Below are 14224 nucleotides of genomic sequence, written 5' to 3' on the forward strand. Positions count from 1 at the left end.
GTAAGTATAACCGTCAGTTACGGATAAATATACGAAGTTTTTCGGTTTAGCACAGGCGTTAGCAATTTCGAGTGGATTCGGACGTAGTCGAATCCGCCGTAATTGCGGTTATACATTGTTGGCAACAGTTTTTTTTAATTTTTATTTGTCAATTCGTTTGGGTCAAAAACGTACATAAATTTATTCAATTGACCATTTGAGCTTTCCAATCCGACAATGTCCATTAATTCTTCAATGTATGTGCAAACTCTTTCTCGGTCTTCTGTGTCTAATTCTAAATAGACGTCTGCAAATCTTGAAAGTCCAATTCCGATTTTCTCTTGATATTTTTTGTCAGTTGGATTTTCAGATTCCGCTACGCTTTTAAAATCAGACGCAATACTATTAATTTTCTCTGTAAAAATCGGTCGCATTTTTTCATCAGCAATTCCAGGATAGTAATTTTCCGCTACGAACTTTTTCTTTGCGATAAATTCGGCGAATTTTTCATTCGCATTTTCAGGTGTATTCATTTCAGTCACATTTTGTCCGCAAGCAGATAAAGTTAAAATCAGAACTAATATTTTAATGTACTTCGCCATTATAAATGTTAGTAGTTCGTTTAACTTTGAGATAACTTATTCTCTTTGATTACGACATCAAAGTAATTCGAATCTCTAACATTAGCCTTTATGTTTTTAGCGAAATCGTCTCGACAACCGGGATTACAAAAACCGACAGTAAAACCTCGATATTTAGTTAGTGAATCGTTTGATACAGGTTTCCCTGATCGAGGACAAAATTTATTTATTGCTTTTTCCATCTTTTTTTTAATTGTTGCCAACGGTTAAATGTATGGTTTCGTTGCGTGAAAATCCGCAGGATTTTCAGATTAAGAAACTAATATAGCAAAAACGCCCGAATTTCCGCGAGGAAATTCCGTAGCAATGAACTGTACATATTGTTGTGCAGTGTAAGTCAAAACGCAAACCTTAGCAAACAAACCGCAAAAAGCAAAGTTGTTACGTTCTGCTTGCGTACAGATAGGAGGCTGGTTACTGTGCGTTTGCTTTTTGCCTTTGTCTTTAAAAAACTGAACTTTTAAATATACACCGACGGAAAAGGAACTGCATTTACCTGCCTTAAAAACCTAAAAAAAGGAGTAGGGAAGAAGTTGGCTTTTTAAACACTTTTTATACTGTACAACGGTTTTGTGTATGGCTCGTTGCGGGAAATCTGCGAGGATTTTCCGCCGTAACCCAAAGATAGAAAATTGCAATGAATTCCGATTAGGAATTCAGCCGCAATGAGCTATACACGTTGTTGTAGCCAGTTATTTTTCTAATTCGTTAATCTCTTTCAGCGTAAAAACTTTGTATTCTATATCAAAACTTTCCGCATATTCCTCAATACTTTCCAATCCAATTTTTTCTCTTATTATGTTAACTGAATCAGGATTTTCAATTGGCCATACAAAATGTATCCAATTCCCTTCTTTATCCTTTTGTCCTCGAATTTGCGTTCCGTAAATTTGCTCTTTCCTGTTTTGCATTAAATAGCGGTCTTCCATCATTGCCAATTTTCTCATAGAAATGTCTCCGTTATTAGCAGCTTTCCTAATAATCGGCAAATATTGTTCAATCTTATCAGAGTGCTGAATTACATAAAATACCGTTTCATTTGCTGGCTCTCCCACAAGCTCTTTGCCTGGATATCCAAATTCTTGTATTATCTTTTCAACTTCTACAAGGTTAATGCTATCAATTTCTCTCATTAGTGAGTAAATATCAGTTTCTACAGCTTTCTTTGATAAATTCATTTTTGTAATAAGTTCGGTCTTATCTTCCTCAGATATATTTTCTTGAAGAAGCTGCCGAATTCCTTGATCTAAGGTCAAGATATGTTCAAGCTGTTCCTTAAGCTCAATATTAATTTCGCTTTCTTGACTAGCCATTTTTACTTCTTTCGATACTTTTTCTTTGCAAGAATAAAGCCCTAAAAGAATAAATATTATGATTATTTTTTCCATTTAATTTTTACAGCAGACAATTTTTCAAGTTCTAACCTTTCTTTGTCTAATTTCTCAAATCCGTTTTTCAGGTAAAAATTCAAAGGTGATTTGTATAATTCCCCATTTTTCTTTCTGTCATTGTGATTGTCAATTACCCAGCCATTTAATTCCGATTCTTTTTCCTTCGCAAGGTTGAGAATTTTTGTTCCGAGTCCCTTTCCGTGAAATTTCGAATCTAAAATTATGGCAAACCACTTTTCATTTTTACGAATAAAGTCAAAGTACCAACCTTTAATGCTTTGACTTTCGCTTTTCATTAAAATATGGGATTGTTCGGTTAAATTTTCAAGATAGTTTTCAAATTCCAAAAGTGTTTGATAATTCAGTTTTTCTGGAGATTCAGCATTCCAAAGATTTAGAATTTCTTCTTTATCGGTTTTTGATAGTTCTATCTGATTAATAAATTCCACCCTTCGTATTGTTTGGTTAAATTGGCTACAACGGGTACGTATAACCGTCAGTTACGGATTAAATATACGATAATTTTCGGTTTGGAACTGTCGTTAGCAATTCCGAGTGGATTCGGACGTAGTCGAATCCGCCGTAATTGCGGTTATACATTGTTGTAAAACGTACTTTTTTATACTTCAATTGAGATATTAACTTTTCCGCCAAGTCCTTTTTCAACGATGTCAAATAATGTTTTTAAAGTCAGATTACTGCCATTATTTTCCACACGAGAAATATAAGTTCGCTTTTTGTCAATTAATTCTCCAAGTTGTTCTTGAGTCAGATTTTTTTCCTCACGTGCATTTCGTAAAAGCAAACCGATTTTAAACGATTCAAAATCTCTGTCGAGTTCGTCTCTGCGTTCAGTTCCTTTTTTTCCGTAAACCGCGTCTTTTATGTCTTTCCAGCTTTTAGTTTCCATTGCCTTTGTTTTTTTCTTGGTAATACTCTTTCATTAATCGAACAGCTTTGTCGATTTCTTTTTTCGGTGTTTTCTGCGTCTTTTTAGTAAATCCGTTTAAGAGTATAACTAATTTACCTTTATCGAAGAAGCAAAAAACTCGCCAAATATTCGAACCTAATTTAATTCGAGCCTCAAATAATCCTTTGTGACTTTTCATAGGTGTCAAATACGTTTTTGGCACGTGCTGATAAGTTTCGATTATTTCAATGACCTTAAATATTTTATCCTGAACCTTTTTCGGTTGAGCAAGTAGAAACTCCTCGAAATAATTTTTGTATTGTATTACTTGCCTAACTCTTTCCATTCTGACAAAGGTAACTTAAAAGTTACTGTTTTCAAAATTTCATAAGTTGAATTTTAGGTTCTGAGCGTTTTTGGGTATGTTTTACAACGGTTACGTATAAGAATAGTTGCGGGTTTACGTGCGAGGATTTTCCGCAGGAAAATCAGACGTAGTAAACTTGCAACTGCCTTTGGTTAAGCCCAAAATTGAGCAATTATTTTTATACATTGTTGTGTGTAGTTTTTATTCATTAATTATTTTGATTTTAAATCGATGTCTTTCGTCATTCCTAGAAGTTATTTCTATTCGATTCAAGTTTTTCTCATAGAATTGATTAATTCCGATAGCATTTCCAATGGAATTCGTATAATTATTTGCCGAGTCGGAATATTTTAAAATAGTAATACATATTTCAGGTTCTTTAAAAGTTTTAGAAGCAAAATATTTCGTGCTAGTTTGCTTGTAAATCAATTCCGTTGTTGTTTTTTCAAAAGAATGAATTTTTATTGATTTCTTTTCGAATCCGCATCCAAATTCCAAAATGTCAATATCATATTCCGTTTTATTTTCAATTTCAAAGTCAAAAGTTTTTTCTCCTGAACAACTCAAAAAAGTAAATATTATAATACTGAAATATGTAAATCTATTAGTCATTTTTTTGTTGATGTCGTGCTAAATTACACACAACGGTTAAATGTATGGTTTCGTTGCGTGAAAATCCGCAGGATTTTCAGATTTAGAAAACTAATATAGCAAAAACGCTTGAATTTCCGCGAGGAAATTCCACAGCAATGAACTATACATATTGTTGCCAACTGGCTTTTTATTTTGTTTATAATTCATTCCAATATTTTTCCATTATCGGAATTTGGTCAACTACTTTTTTTGATAGTCTGTCAAATTTATTTCCGAAACTCAAAACCCTATTTTGGTCATACCTAAACCAGCTTTCAGTTCCGTTTTGTTCAGTCAGAGAGGTTGGATAAATCCGTTGTCTTTTGTCCAAATCGTGAGCTGTTAACCTATTTAGCGGTATTATTTTGTCCCAATGAGTTTTAAATTCCTTTTCACTCCAATTGGCTAATTCAATTATAAATCCGCCTCCATTTCGGTCAAATTGGAAAGTCAATAAATTTGTTTTTCCGTTTACTGTTCTACGAAAATGTGGAAAACTACCTTTAAAATTCAAATTCCGTAATTCAGGAATAACAATTTCTTTTAAGGATTCAATCATTTTATTTCTTTCCTCGCTCATTTTCCAGCTTGTTGGCAACGGTTTTGTGTATGGCTCGTTGCGGGAAATCTGCGAGGATTTTCCGCCGTAACCCAAAGATAGAAAATTGCAATGAATTCCGATTAGGAATTCAGCCGCAATGAGCTATACACGTTGTTGTAGCCAGTTATTTTTCTAATTCGTTAATCTCTTTCAGCGTAAAAACTTTGTATTCTATATCAAAACTTTCCGCATATTCCTCAATACTTTCCAATCCAATTTTTTCTCTTATTATGTTAACTGAATCAGGATTTTCAATTGGCCATACAAAATGTATCCAATTCCCTTCTTTATCCTTTTGTCCTCGAATTTGCGTTCCGTAAATTTGCTCTTTCCTGTTTTGCATTAAATAGCGGTCTTCCATCATTGCCAATTTTCTCATAGAAATGTCTCCGTTATTAGCAGCTTTCCTAATAATCGGCAAATATTGTTCAATCTTATCAGAGTGCTGAATTACATAAAATACCGTTTCATTTGCTGGCTCTCCCACAAGCTCTTTGCCTGGATATCCAAATTCTTGTATTATCTTTTCAACTTCTACAAGGTTAATGCTATCAATTTCTCTCATTAGTGAGTAAATATCAGTTTCTACAGCTTTCTTTGATAAATTCATTTTTGTAATAAGTTCGGTCTTATCTTCCTCAGATATATTTTCTTGAAGAAGCTGCCGAATTCCTTGATCTAAGGTCAAGATATGTTCAAGCTGTTCCTTAAGCTCAATATTAATTTCGCTTTCTTGACTAGCCATTTTTACTTCTTTCGATACTTTTTCTTTGCAAGAATAAAGCCCTAAAAGAATAAATATTATGATTATTTTTTCCATTTAATTTTTACAGCAGACAATTTTTCAAGTTCTAACCTTTCTTTGTCTAATTTCTCAAATCCGTTTTTCAGGTAAAAATTCAAAGGTGATTTGTATAATTCCCCATTTTTCTTTCTGTCATTGTGATTGTCAATTACCCAGCCATTTAATTCCGATTCTTTTTCCTTCGCAAGGTTGAGAATTTTTGTTCCGAGTCCCTTTCCGTGAAATTTCGAATCTAAAATTATGGCAAACCACTTTTCATTTTTACGAATAAAGTCAAAGTACCAACCTTTAATGCTTTGACTTTCGCTTTTCATTAAAATATGGGATTGTTCGGTTAAATTTTCAAGATAGTTTTCAAATTCCAAAAGTGTTTGATAATTCAGTTTTTCTGGAGATTCAGCATTCCAAAGATTTAGAATTTCTTCTTTATCGGTTTTTGATAGTTCTATCTGATTAATAAATTCCACCCTTCGTATTGTTTGGTTAAATTGGCTACAACGGTTAAATGTATGGTTTCGTTGCGTGAAAATCCGTAGGATTTTCAGCTTTGGAAACTAAGATAGTAAAAACGCCCGAATTTCCGCGAGGAAATTCCGTAGCAATGAACTGTACATATTGTTGTGCAGTGTAAGTCAAAACGCAAACGATAGCAAACCAACCGCAAAAAGCAAAGTTGTTACGTATTGCTTGCGTACAGATTTGTGGCAGGCTACCGTGCGTTTGCTTTTTGCCTTTGTTTTAAAATACTGAACTTTTAAATAAACATCGACGGAAAAGGAACTGCATTTAGATGCCTTAAAAACCTAAAAAAGGAGTAGAGAAGAAGTTGGCTTTTTAAACACTTTTTATACTGTACAACGGTCTCGTATAACCGTCAGTTACGGGTTAAAGTACGCAAATTTTTCGGTTTAGCACTGTCGTTAGCAATTCCGAGTGGATTCGAACGTAGTCGAATCCGCCGTAATTGCGGTTATACATTGTTGTGAGCAGTATTTTATTCACAGTATTTTGTCAGTTTTATAGTTTTCAATGCTCTAAAAAATTCCACTTGAGTTGAGTCAGATAAATTGTTTCCGTAAAAACTCAAACTGGTTTTGTTAGAATTGGGTCCACCACCTTTCAAGCTGTCAATATAAATTCCGCTTGCTCCAAATCCTTTATTTTTTGATTTTATAAATTTAGCTACAAAACAGTCAATACTGTCTGTTTGGAATTCGTACTTTAAATAATCTTTTGCGTCATATTCAGCGGTTAGAAAGTCCTCAATAACCAAATGTTTTACATTTTTTAATTGCTTTTTTTGCTTATCGCTGAATTCTGCATATTCAGATTGCTCAAATACCAAGACCTCTGGATTTTTAGTCAAATCAGGTGAGTACCAACCCAAATCAAAAATTAGCGTGTCGTTTTTGTCCGTTATCAATCCGCTAACATAGCTGTCAATTCCGTTTATTTCATATTCCGACCAATTTTTCGGAACTGTTATTTCAAACGCTTCGTAGTCAATCGTTTTATAGTCCGACTTTTCACAGGATAAAATCAGAATCAAGATTAATATAGATAGCTTTTTTCTCATATTGCTCACAACGGTTTTGGCTATGGTTTCGTTGCGGAAAAATCCGCAGGATTCTTTCCGCCGTAAACCAAAGTTAGTAAATACGCAGGAATTTCCGAGAGGAAATTCCGCCGCAATGAACTATAGCCGTTGTTGTAGCATGTTTATTTTTTTTTGATTTCTTGAGTAAGTTTATCTAGACTTTTTACTAAGTCATGCGTTGTCTTAGTAATAATGTCATTTTCATTCTCTAGGTGATCTAAATCAATATCTATTACTTCATTAAATTTCTTGTTTGAGGCAACGTCTTCATAATGAATTTTAATCTGATAATTTCTATTTTCTTCATTTTTGAAAAAATCATTTCTAGAATTAATTGCAGTTTCAACTTTTTTTCCAGGTGGAAAAAATTTAACTGGATTTTCGAAAAGAGTTTGATTTATGGATTTATTTTCAAAAGTAATTACGTCTGGTTGCAATATAACTTTGACGTTTTTAGCAGGTGTTTTTCCTATATTCTTGATATAGATTTTTAAAACTTGTCTTTCTTTATAAAAATCTGCAATTACATACGGCCTTTTTTCTAAATAATTCTGAGTTTCTATCCTTTCTAACATTTCCCAAGTAAAGATTACATAAAAGTATGTCAGAACAATCATTCCGAAACTTAGATAATCCGTTGCTTTCCAATTCACTTGACCAATAACATGCAGAACTACAAATATTATAATTAAGATTATTGGTATTATTAGTCTAAAAATTTTTCTCATAGAATGTCTCGCCCTGAAATATGCTACAACGGGTTAATGTATGGTTTGTTGCGTGAAAATCCGTAGGATTTTCCGATTAAGAAACCAAGATAGTAAAAAAGCGTGAATTTCCGCGAGGAAATTCCGTAGCAATGAACTATACATATTGTTGTGCATAGTGTTTTTTATTCAGCTTTGATTTCATAAGGTTTTTCTGGAAATCCGAAAAGAATAGCTTTTTTCTCATCTATTTCCTTTATTCCAATTAGTCTTTCTCGTTCATCGTTATCAAAAATTGATACAAAATAAGTTCCCTGTAAATTCTCCAAAACTAATTTACGTCCGCTTCTTTTCATTCTTTTGTTCATTTCTTGGATAACTGAACTGTCCAAAATTTTATTGAACTTTAAAGGTATTTTCTCGTTATTCCACTGTGCTTTGAATTCGAGCATCTCAATTTTTTTAGATTCAAGTTTCGTTTTGGTTGGTTCAATTCTTTCATAGTCAGTCGCAAATTCAGTATCCTCTGTTTTTGATTCAGTTTCGCTCAACACAGTATGAGTTTTTCCCATTCTAAATATTCTTATTCGATTGTCATTTACGAATTCATATTTTGATTCGGAAAGTTTTTCGCTCCATTCAGTTCGGACTTTAGATAATTCATTTCCTCCTTTTAATTCAAGTTCAAAATGGATAATTTGGTCGTTAGTGAATTCAATAAATTCTGGTCGACAATAGTCGTCTCCTGTTTTAATCTTTAACCAAGTTCCATTTAGGTTTTTCATTTATTTCTTGTGGTTTTTGGACATTATGCACAACGGTTAAATGTATGGTTTCGTTGCGTGAAAATCCGTAGGATTTTCAGATTTAAGAAACTAAGATAGCAAAAACGCCCGAATTTCCGCAAGGAAATTCCACAGCAATGAACTGTACATATTGTTGTGCAGTGTAAGTCAAAACGCAAACTTTAGTAAACTAACCGCAAAAAGCAAAGTTGTTACGTTCTGCTTACGTACAGCTTGGTGGCAGGCTACTGTGCGTTTGCTTTTTGCCTTTGTTTTAAAATACTGAACTTTTAAATAAACACCGACGGAAAAGGAACTGCATTTACCTGCCTTAAAAACCTAATAAAGGAGTAGGGAAGAAGTTAGCTTTTTTAAACACTTTTTATACTGCACAACGGGTAAGTATAACCGTCAGTTACAGATAAATATACGAAGTTTTTCGGTTAAGAACTGCCGTTAGCAATTTCGAGTGGATTCGGACGTAGTCGAATCCGCCGTAATTGCGGTTATACATTGTTGTGCATAGTGTTTTATTCAGCTTTTATTTCATAAGGTTTTTCTGGAAATCCGAATAATATTGCTTTTTGCTCATCTATTTCCTTAATTCCGATTAGTGTTTCTCGTTCGTCATTTTCGAAAATTGATGCGAAATAAGTTCCTTGCAAATTTTCTAATATTAATTTCCGTCCATTTCTTTTCATTCTTTTATTCAGCTCTTGGATTACTGGACTATCCAAAATTTTGTTGAACGTTAATAGTATTTTCTCGTTATTCCACTGTGCTTTGAATTCAAGCGTCTCAATTTTTTTAGATTCAAGTTCCGTTCTGGTTGGTTCAATTCTTTCATAGTCAGTCGCAAATTCAGTTTCCTCTGTTTTAGATTCAGTTTCGCTCAAAACCGTCAGAGTTTTTCCCATTCTAAATATTCTTATTCGGTTGTCATTTACGAATTCATATTTTGATTCGGAAAGTTTCTCGCTCCATTCAGTTCGAACTTTAGATAATTCATTTCCACTATTCAATTCAAGTTCAAAATGGATGATTTGGTCGTCATTAAATTCAATAAATTCAGGTTGACAGTAATCGTTTCCTGTTTTAATTTTTAACCAAGTTCCATTTAGATTTTTCATCGATTTTAACGGTTTCTGGACATTATGCACAACGGTCTTGTGTATGAGCAGTAGCGAATTTTTCGCGACTACTTTTCGATTAGCAATGTACTTATTTTTAGTGAAATAAAGTTCAAGTTAAGCACTTAAACCGCTATTGCTTATACACGTTGTTGTACGCTGGCTTTTCCATTTTCTATTATTCTACATTGTTCAAATTCCATTTCGGGATAAGCTTCATTTGCCCAATCACTTAACATTCTTAAAACGGGCAAAAGTCCAACTGCTTTTTCGGTTAATGAATATTCAACTCTTGGTGGAATTTCAGCAAAAGACTGTCTTAAAAGTAATCCATCATTTTCTAATTCTTTCAACTGATTAGTCAGCACCTTTTTTGAGATTGTAGGTATTAGAGTATTCAGCATTCCAAATCGCATAGAACCATTTGATAATAAATATAAAATAATCGGTTTCCATTTATTGCCAATTATGTTCATTGTATGAACAAGGGAACAAGCATTCGGGTTGTCTATATATTTTCTTGCCATTAGTTACTTTTTGGTTACCACTATTTGTTCAAATGAAAGCACAATAGTTACTTTTTTAAACTAATATTAGTTTCTTTGTGAAACAAATATAATTAAAGTTTTAAAATGAAAAATATTTTTATAATCAACGGTCATCAGAAATATCCATTTTCTGAAGGAAAATTAAACGCAACTTTAACTGAAAAAGCGGAAAGCTACTTTAAGAGCAATGGTTACAATATCAAGAAGACTACAATGGAAGACAATTATGATGTTAATGAAGAAATCGAAAAATTCAAATGGGCAGATGTGGTCTTTTTTCAAACTCCTTTGAACTGGATGGGTGTAAGTTGGTCGTTTAAAAAATACATTGATGAAGTATTCTCGATGGGTATGATGGGCGAAATGTCTGATGGTGATGGTAGAAGTAAAGAAGCACCGAAGAAGAATTACGGATTAGGAGGAAAGTTAAACGGAAAGTATATGATGTCAGTAACCGCTAATGCACCAAAAGAAGCTTTTAATAATCCAGAAGAAACATTTTTTAATGGAATAAGCGAAGATGAGCTTTTAAAGCCAATGCATCTTAATTTTAAATGGTTTGGTTTTGAACCTTTACCAACTTTTATGGCATATGATGTAATGAAAAATCCAGAAATAGAGAATGATTTTATTCGTTTTGAAAATCATTTGAAAGCAAACTTTTAAAGTATTTATTATGAATAGACCAACACCAAAACATACAGCACCAGATTTAAAGTTTCCATTATTAGATGGAAATCAATGGGTTTTAGCAGACCAAAATCCAGACAATTTTATTTTGGTTGTTTTTTATAGAGGGTTGCATTGTCCATTATGTAAAAAGTACTTACAACAATTACAAGAATTGTTACCCGAATTTGAACAAAGGGGCGTTAATGTAGTAGCAGTAAGTATGGATACCGAAAAGAGAGCTAGACTTTCTCGTCAAAAGTGGGAATTGTCTAATCTTACTTTGGGCTATGGTTTATCTGAAAAATCAGCAAGAGATTGGGCTTTGTATTTAAGTGCAGGTGTAAAAGATGGTGAACCAAGTGAGTTTAGTGAACCAGGATTATTTTTAATTGACAATAATAACCAAGTTTATTATTCAGCTATAAACAGTAACCCTTGGGGAAGGCCATATTTGCCGTCTTTTGTTAAAGCAGTAGATTATATCGTTCAGTCAGGCTATCCTGCAAGAGGTGAAATGCTTTAGTTCAGCTTGCGTACAACGGTCTCGGCTATGAGTAGTTGCGTGGGTTAGCACTTAACTTTGCAAGTACACACCAAACTGAAAATCCGCGAGGATTTTCAGAAGTAGGCGAGAACAAGCAATTACTTATAGCCATTGTTCTATGCAGTTTTTTCTTTTATTATTCTCGAAAAAGTTTCTCTAAATTTTATAGTGTGTTCTGCTAACCAATCAATTCCTATTTTCCAATTTTCTTTATTTTCCAAGTCAAAATGTTTAGTTAGTGTAATCACTTTATCTCTGTTTTCTGGATTTGGATTCCAAACTAATTCAGACCCAATTTGAGTCTCAATTATTTCCTTTTTTGATTCAAAATAAGGAAGCCATTCATCTGCTTTTTTATTCCCAATATAAACTCGTACTCCAATTTCGTTTTTGTCCGTATTGAATGTGTTTGATAGATTAATTCCTGATTTTCCTAATGCAACATCAAACCAATATTGTGGTCTTGGTGTTTGTAATGAGCGAACTTTTCCCGTTTCAACTAACTTTTCTCTAAAGGCAGTCCAAAATTCTAATTGAGTTTTTCTTGTGTCTGTTAATTCTCCTTGCTCTTTACGTTTAGTTGCTTGTCTAACCACAGCATTTGGTTCGCTAACAACATTAAATCGGACAGCAGGTTGAGAATTGTCGATTTGCCATAATTCTACTTTTATTCCATAAAATCCTATTTCATCTGAAGTATGGTCATTCAACCAATCCAAAGCTTTTTTATGTTCATCCGTAAATTTTGAAGCTATCCAAATTACAGCAGAAGCATCTAAAACAGAAGCATAAGTGATACACTTTCCTAAATGGTCGTGATTTGTTTTTTCTAACTGATTTTCGATTACAACAAACTTGTCAGTTCCTGCGTCTTTCGCTAAAATATCCGCTGAATATGGTCCAACTGATACTTCCTTGTCTTCAAATTCCAATTCAAGTCCAATTGCCTCTCCAATTTGTTCTATATTATCGGCAAGCCAAGGCGTAAAATCGTAAGCCTCATTTTTCCATATTTTTCGTAGTTGTACTTTCTTTATTTCTCCTAACATTTTCGGTTTGGGTTAAATTGCATAGAACGGTTTCGTATAACCGCAGTTACGGACAAATTTAGCGAAAAATTTCAAACGAGGCACAGATTTTAGCAATTCCGAGTGGATTCGGACGTAGTCGAATCCGCCGTAATTGCGGTTATACATTGTTACCCAACGTTTTTTGTTTTTTCAACGTAATTATAATTCCGTTTTCTCTTATAAATTTTATATCGTCTCCTTCTAAATCTTTAGCAGTTTTAATATTTTCTTCTTTAAATAAGTAAGCAGGTACGATTTCCGACTTTATTATTAAAGAGTCAGAAGTCAGTTTTAGAATTTCGTACGGAAATCCAACATCATATTCGAAAGCTATTAATTCAGTTCCGTCAATCCAGAATTTTTGATAGTCATTACAATTCCGTTTCGTTTTATCATTTTCATAAACTTTTAAAATTCCATACTCATCAAATTCAAATATTGAGTTCAGTCCCATTTTTTCACAGAAAGAAGGGTGCTCAAACGGTAAGAAATTACATTTAGTTACTTTCCATTTTCCAATCAGTTTTTCATACTGTTCAGTTCTCGGTAGCTTTTCAGGTTTTTCAGAAAAATTACAGCTCGAAAAAGTCAGAATGAAAACTATGAATGATATGTAGAATGTCGTTTTTTTCAAATGTTGGGTAACGGTTCGTATAAGAATAGTTGCGGGTTTACGTGCGAGGATTTTCCGCAGGAAAATCAGATGTAGTAAACTTGCAACTACCTTAGGTTAAGCCTAAAATTGAGCAATTATTTTTATACATTGTTGTAAACAGTTATTTTTTCCGCAATGTATTTCTCAATTTGTTCTTTGTCCGTTTTATTTTTTAATATTAATAATTCGTTGTTTTTATGTGTCCGATAATTCATTAAGAACTTCGTTTTTCCGCTCCGAGTTAATTCCGAATATTCAAATCTGTTTGGGTCAAACTTTTCACTTATCAATTCCATTTTCTGAGTTCGGTCGAGTATTTTTTTCAGTCGAGTTAATTTTCCGCTTTTCTCGTCTATTTTTAATTCCGAGTAGTAAATCCAAGAAGCAAATCGGTAAAAAGTGTATCCGATTAAGGTCAAAACCGCAACAAAAATTCCGATTCCAATTCCGAGAAACCAAATCAGAAATATGAATGAAGTAGAAGTCCAAATCAATAATTCTTTCCATTTAAATGGAATTCTATCGCTCAGCGTGTGAACGTGTCCAATTTTGGAAATCCTAAAGTAGTCTTCGCGTTCGTTCATAATTGTTTACAACGGTTACGTATAAGAATAGTTGCGGGTTTACGTGCGAGGATTTTCCGCAGGAAAATCAGATGTAGTAAACTTGCAACGACCTTTGGTTAAGCCCAAAATTGAGCAATTATTTTTATACATTGTTGGCAACAGTTTTTTTTCGTAACTAATAAGATTCTAGTTTCCGTTTAATTCTTCAAATTCAGATTCCGAAATAGTTCTTTAAATTATTTTTGTGCTGACATTTATTTGAGTTCGTTTGATTTTGGACAGTATAATTTAAAAAAAGAGTTTTTCTTTCCGCCTATTATTTTCAATTTCGCTTTTTTTTCACTTCTAATTACGAACAGTTTTGAAATTTCCGAAAATTAAAGAAGTAAGTAAAAGTCCGATTCCAATACCGATAAAAGAACCCTTTGCAAAATCAGGTAATTCAAAAAAGTGAGATAAAATTTGTGAAGTTGCAATTACAAGCATTCCAATTGATAATAAAATTAATGCTCTTCTTTTCTTTATTTTTTTCATTTGATTATAGATTTTAAATAATTAGTATCTCAATTAAAGTATTTGTTACATTAAGTTTTTAGTTTCACACGTTTTGGCTAAATTGTTGC

General features: G+C 33.0%; 20 protein-coding genes. 2 read left to right on the forward strand and 18 right to left on the reverse strand.

Translation table 11 applies throughout. From position 1 onward, the window contains the following. Positions 1-134: 134 nt before the first annotated feature. The 14 genes from JMA43_RS13630 to JMA43_RS13695 all read right to left on the reverse strand — a co-directional run bounded on the left by JMA43_RS13630 (position 135) and on the right by JMA43_RS13695 (position 10073). Entirely contained in the window at positions 135-581 is a 447-nt protein-coding gene (locus tag JMA43_RS13630; RefSeq protein WP_342157263.1) for a DUF4844 domain-containing protein, read from the reverse strand. Between the two features lie 731 nt (positions 582-1312). Next, a complete protein-coding gene (locus JMA43_RS13635) occupies positions 1313-2008 on the reverse strand; it encodes a DUF6624 domain-containing protein (RefSeq protein WP_342157264.1) in 696 nt (231 codons plus the stop codon). Next, positions 1996-2460, reverse strand: a complete 465-nt coding sequence (locus JMA43_RS13640; RefSeq protein ID WP_342157265.1) for a GNAT family N-acetyltransferase — start codon at positions 2458-2460, stop codon at positions 1996-1998. The genes JMA43_RS13635 and JMA43_RS13640 overlap by 13 nt, the downstream gene beginning before the upstream one ends. A gap of 170 nt (positions 2461-2630) precedes the next feature. Then, entirely contained in the window at positions 2631-2921 is a 291-nt protein-coding gene (locus tag JMA43_RS13645; RefSeq protein WP_342157266.1) for a helix-turn-helix domain-containing protein, read from the reverse strand. Beyond that, entirely contained in the window at positions 2911-3267 is a 357-nt protein-coding gene (locus JMA43_RS13650; protein WP_342157267.1) for a type II toxin-antitoxin system RelE/ParE family toxin, read from the reverse strand. The genes JMA43_RS13645 and JMA43_RS13650 overlap by 11 nt, the downstream gene beginning before the upstream one ends. Before the next feature lie 222 nt (positions 3268-3489). After that, complete coding sequence (locus JMA43_RS13655) at positions 3490-3900, reverse strand: hypothetical protein (RefSeq protein WP_342157268.1); 411 nt, start codon at positions 3898-3900, stop codon at positions 3490-3492. 178 nt (positions 3901-4078) lie between these two features. Next, complete coding sequence (locus JMA43_RS13660) at positions 4079-4501, reverse strand: DUF4304 domain-containing protein (protein WP_342157269.1); 423 nt, start codon at positions 4499-4501, stop codon at positions 4079-4081. A 145-nt stretch (positions 4502-4646) separates the two neighbouring features. Then, positions 4647-5342 carry a DUF6624 domain-containing protein gene (locus JMA43_RS13665; protein ID WP_342157264.1) on the reverse strand — a complete coding sequence of 232 codons (696 nt, stop codon included), beginning with the start codon at positions 5340-5342 and terminating at the stop codon, positions 4647-4649. Further along, positions 5330-5794 carry a GNAT family N-acetyltransferase gene (locus JMA43_RS13670; protein ID WP_342157265.1) on the reverse strand — a complete coding sequence of 155 codons (465 nt, stop codon included), beginning with the start codon at positions 5792-5794 and terminating at the stop codon, positions 5330-5332. The genes JMA43_RS13665 and JMA43_RS13670 overlap by 13 nt, the downstream gene beginning before the upstream one ends. Positions 5795-6321: 527 nt before the next feature. Then, the gene (locus JMA43_RS13675) at positions 6322-6903 is read right to left on the reverse strand and encodes a hypothetical protein (protein ID WP_342157270.1); all 582 of its coding nucleotides are present in this window, start codon (positions 6901-6903) and stop codon (positions 6322-6324) included. Positions 6904-7046: 143 nt separating this feature from the next. Next, positions 7047-7652 (reverse strand): hypothetical protein, encoded by a 606-nt coding sequence (locus JMA43_RS13680; RefSeq protein ID WP_342157271.1) that lies wholly within the window; start codon positions 7650-7652, stop codon positions 7047-7049. 164 nt (positions 7653-7816) lie between these two features. Further along, positions 7817-8416, reverse strand: a complete 600-nt coding sequence (locus JMA43_RS13685) for a hypothetical protein (protein WP_342157272.1) — start codon at positions 8414-8416, stop codon at positions 7817-7819. 530 nt (positions 8417-8946) lie between these two features. Beyond that, positions 8947-9546 carry a hypothetical protein gene (locus JMA43_RS13690; protein ID WP_342157273.1) on the reverse strand — a complete coding sequence of 200 codons (600 nt, stop codon included), beginning with the start codon at positions 9544-9546 and terminating at the stop codon, positions 8947-8949. 140 nt (positions 9547-9686) lie between these two features. After that, a complete protein-coding gene (locus tag JMA43_RS13695; RefSeq protein ID WP_342157274.1) occupies positions 9687-10073 on the reverse strand; it encodes a winged helix-turn-helix transcriptional regulator in 387 nt (128 codons plus the stop codon). 105 nt (positions 10074-10178) lie between these two features. Between JMA43_RS13695 and JMA43_RS13700 the strand changes: the two genes are divergently transcribed. Beyond that, on the forward strand, positions 10179-10760 hold the full coding sequence (locus JMA43_RS13700) for an NAD(P)H-dependent oxidoreductase (protein WP_342157275.1): 582 nt from the start codon (positions 10179-10181) through the stop codon (positions 10758-10760). A 10-nt stretch (positions 10761-10770) separates the two neighbouring features. Next, complete coding sequence (locus tag JMA43_RS13705; RefSeq protein WP_342157276.1) at positions 10771-11289, forward strand: peroxiredoxin-like family protein; 519 nt, start codon at positions 10771-10773, stop codon at positions 11287-11289. 137 nt (positions 11290-11426) lie between these two features. Here JMA43_RS13705 and JMA43_RS13710 read toward each other — a convergent pair whose 3' ends face one another. The 4 genes from JMA43_RS13710 to JMA43_RS13725 form a co-directional block, all read right to left on the reverse strand. Further along, positions 11427-12359 (reverse strand): DUF4268 domain-containing protein, encoded by a 933-nt coding sequence (locus JMA43_RS13710; RefSeq protein ID WP_342157277.1) that lies wholly within the window; start codon positions 12357-12359, stop codon positions 11427-11429. 139 nt (positions 12360-12498) lie between these two features. Further along, positions 12499-12834 (reverse strand): hypothetical protein, encoded by a 336-nt coding sequence (locus JMA43_RS13715; RefSeq protein WP_342157278.1) that lies wholly within the window; start codon positions 12832-12834, stop codon positions 12499-12501. Positions 12835-13136: 302 nt separating this feature from the next. Then, positions 13137-13619, reverse strand: a complete 483-nt coding sequence (locus JMA43_RS13720; RefSeq protein ID WP_342157279.1) for a hypothetical protein — start codon at positions 13617-13619, stop codon at positions 13137-13139. 327 nt (positions 13620-13946) lie between these two features. Then, on the reverse strand, positions 13947-14135 hold the full coding sequence (locus JMA43_RS13725; protein WP_342157280.1) for a hypothetical protein: 189 nt from the start codon (positions 14133-14135) through the stop codon (positions 13947-13949). Positions 14136-14224: the final 89 nt, after the last annotated feature.

Origin of the sequence: Joostella sp. CR20 (assembly GCF_038433465.1) — a bacterium.
Lineage (GTDB): Bacteria > Bacteroidota > Bacteroidia > Flavobacteriales > Flavobacteriaceae > Galbibacter.

Excerpts from the sequence above, each read along its gene's own strand:
- JMA43_RS13710 (WP_342157277.1), bottom strand. The coding sequence starts at position 12,359 with ATGTTAGGAGAAATAAAGAAAGTACAACTACGAAAAATATGGAAAAAT.
- JMA43_RS13725 (WP_342157280.1), bottom strand. The coding sequence starts at position 14,135 with ATGAAAAAAATAAAGAAAAGAAGAGCATTAATTTTATTATCAATTGGA.
- JMA43_RS13720 (WP_342157279.1), bottom strand. The coding sequence starts at position 13,619 with ATGAACGAACGCGAAGACTACTTTAGGATTTCCAAAATTGGACACGTT.
- JMA43_RS13635 (WP_342157264.1), bottom strand. The coding sequence starts at position 2,008 with ATGGAAAAAATAATCATAATATTTATTCTTTTAGGGCTTTATTCTTGC.
- JMA43_RS13705 (WP_342157276.1), top strand. The coding sequence starts at position 10,771 with ATGAATAGACCAACACCAAAACATACAGCACCAGATTTAAAGTTTCCA.
- JMA43_RS13650 (WP_342157267.1), bottom strand. The coding sequence starts at position 3,267 with ATGGAAAGAGTTAGGCAAGTAATACAATACAAAAATTATTTCGAGGAG.
- JMA43_RS13660 (WP_342157269.1), bottom strand. The coding sequence starts at position 4,501 with ATGAGCGAGGAAAGAAATAAAATGATTGAATCCTTAAAAGAAATTGTT.
- JMA43_RS13675 (WP_342157270.1), bottom strand. The coding sequence starts at position 6,903 with ATGAGAAAAAAGCTATCTATATTAATCTTGATTCTGATTTTATCCTGT.
- JMA43_RS13690 (WP_342157273.1), bottom strand. The coding sequence starts at position 9,546 with ATGAAAAATCTAAATGGAACTTGGTTAAAAATTAAAACAGGAAACGAT.
- JMA43_RS13700 (WP_342157275.1), top strand. The coding sequence starts at position 10,179 with ATGAAAAATATTTTTATAATCAACGGTCATCAGAAATATCCATTTTCT.
- JMA43_RS13715 (WP_342157278.1), bottom strand. The coding sequence starts at position 12,834 with ATGGGACTGAACTCAATATTTGAATTTGATGAGTATGGAATTTTAAAA.
- JMA43_RS13685 (WP_342157272.1), bottom strand. The coding sequence starts at position 8,416 with ATGAAAAACCTAAATGGAACTTGGTTAAAGATTAAAACAGGAGACGAC.
- JMA43_RS13655 (WP_342157268.1), bottom strand. The coding sequence starts at position 3,900 with ATGACTAATAGATTTACATATTTCAGTATTATAATATTTACTTTTTTG.
- JMA43_RS13645 (WP_342157266.1), bottom strand. The coding sequence starts at position 2,921 with ATGGAAACTAAAAGCTGGAAAGACATAAAAGACGCGGTTTACGGAAAA.
- JMA43_RS13695 (WP_342157274.1), bottom strand. The coding sequence starts at position 10,073 with ATGGCAAGAAAATATATAGACAACCCGAATGCTTGTTCCCTTGTTCAT.
- JMA43_RS13680 (WP_342157271.1), bottom strand. The coding sequence starts at position 7,652 with ATGAGAAAAATTTTTAGACTAATAATACCAATAATCTTAATTATAATA.
- JMA43_RS13630 (WP_342157263.1), bottom strand. The coding sequence starts at position 581 with ATGGCGAAGTACATTAAAATATTAGTTCTGATTTTAACTTTATCTGCT.
- JMA43_RS13665 (WP_342157264.1), bottom strand. The coding sequence starts at position 5,342 with ATGGAAAAAATAATCATAATATTTATTCTTTTAGGGCTTTATTCTTGC.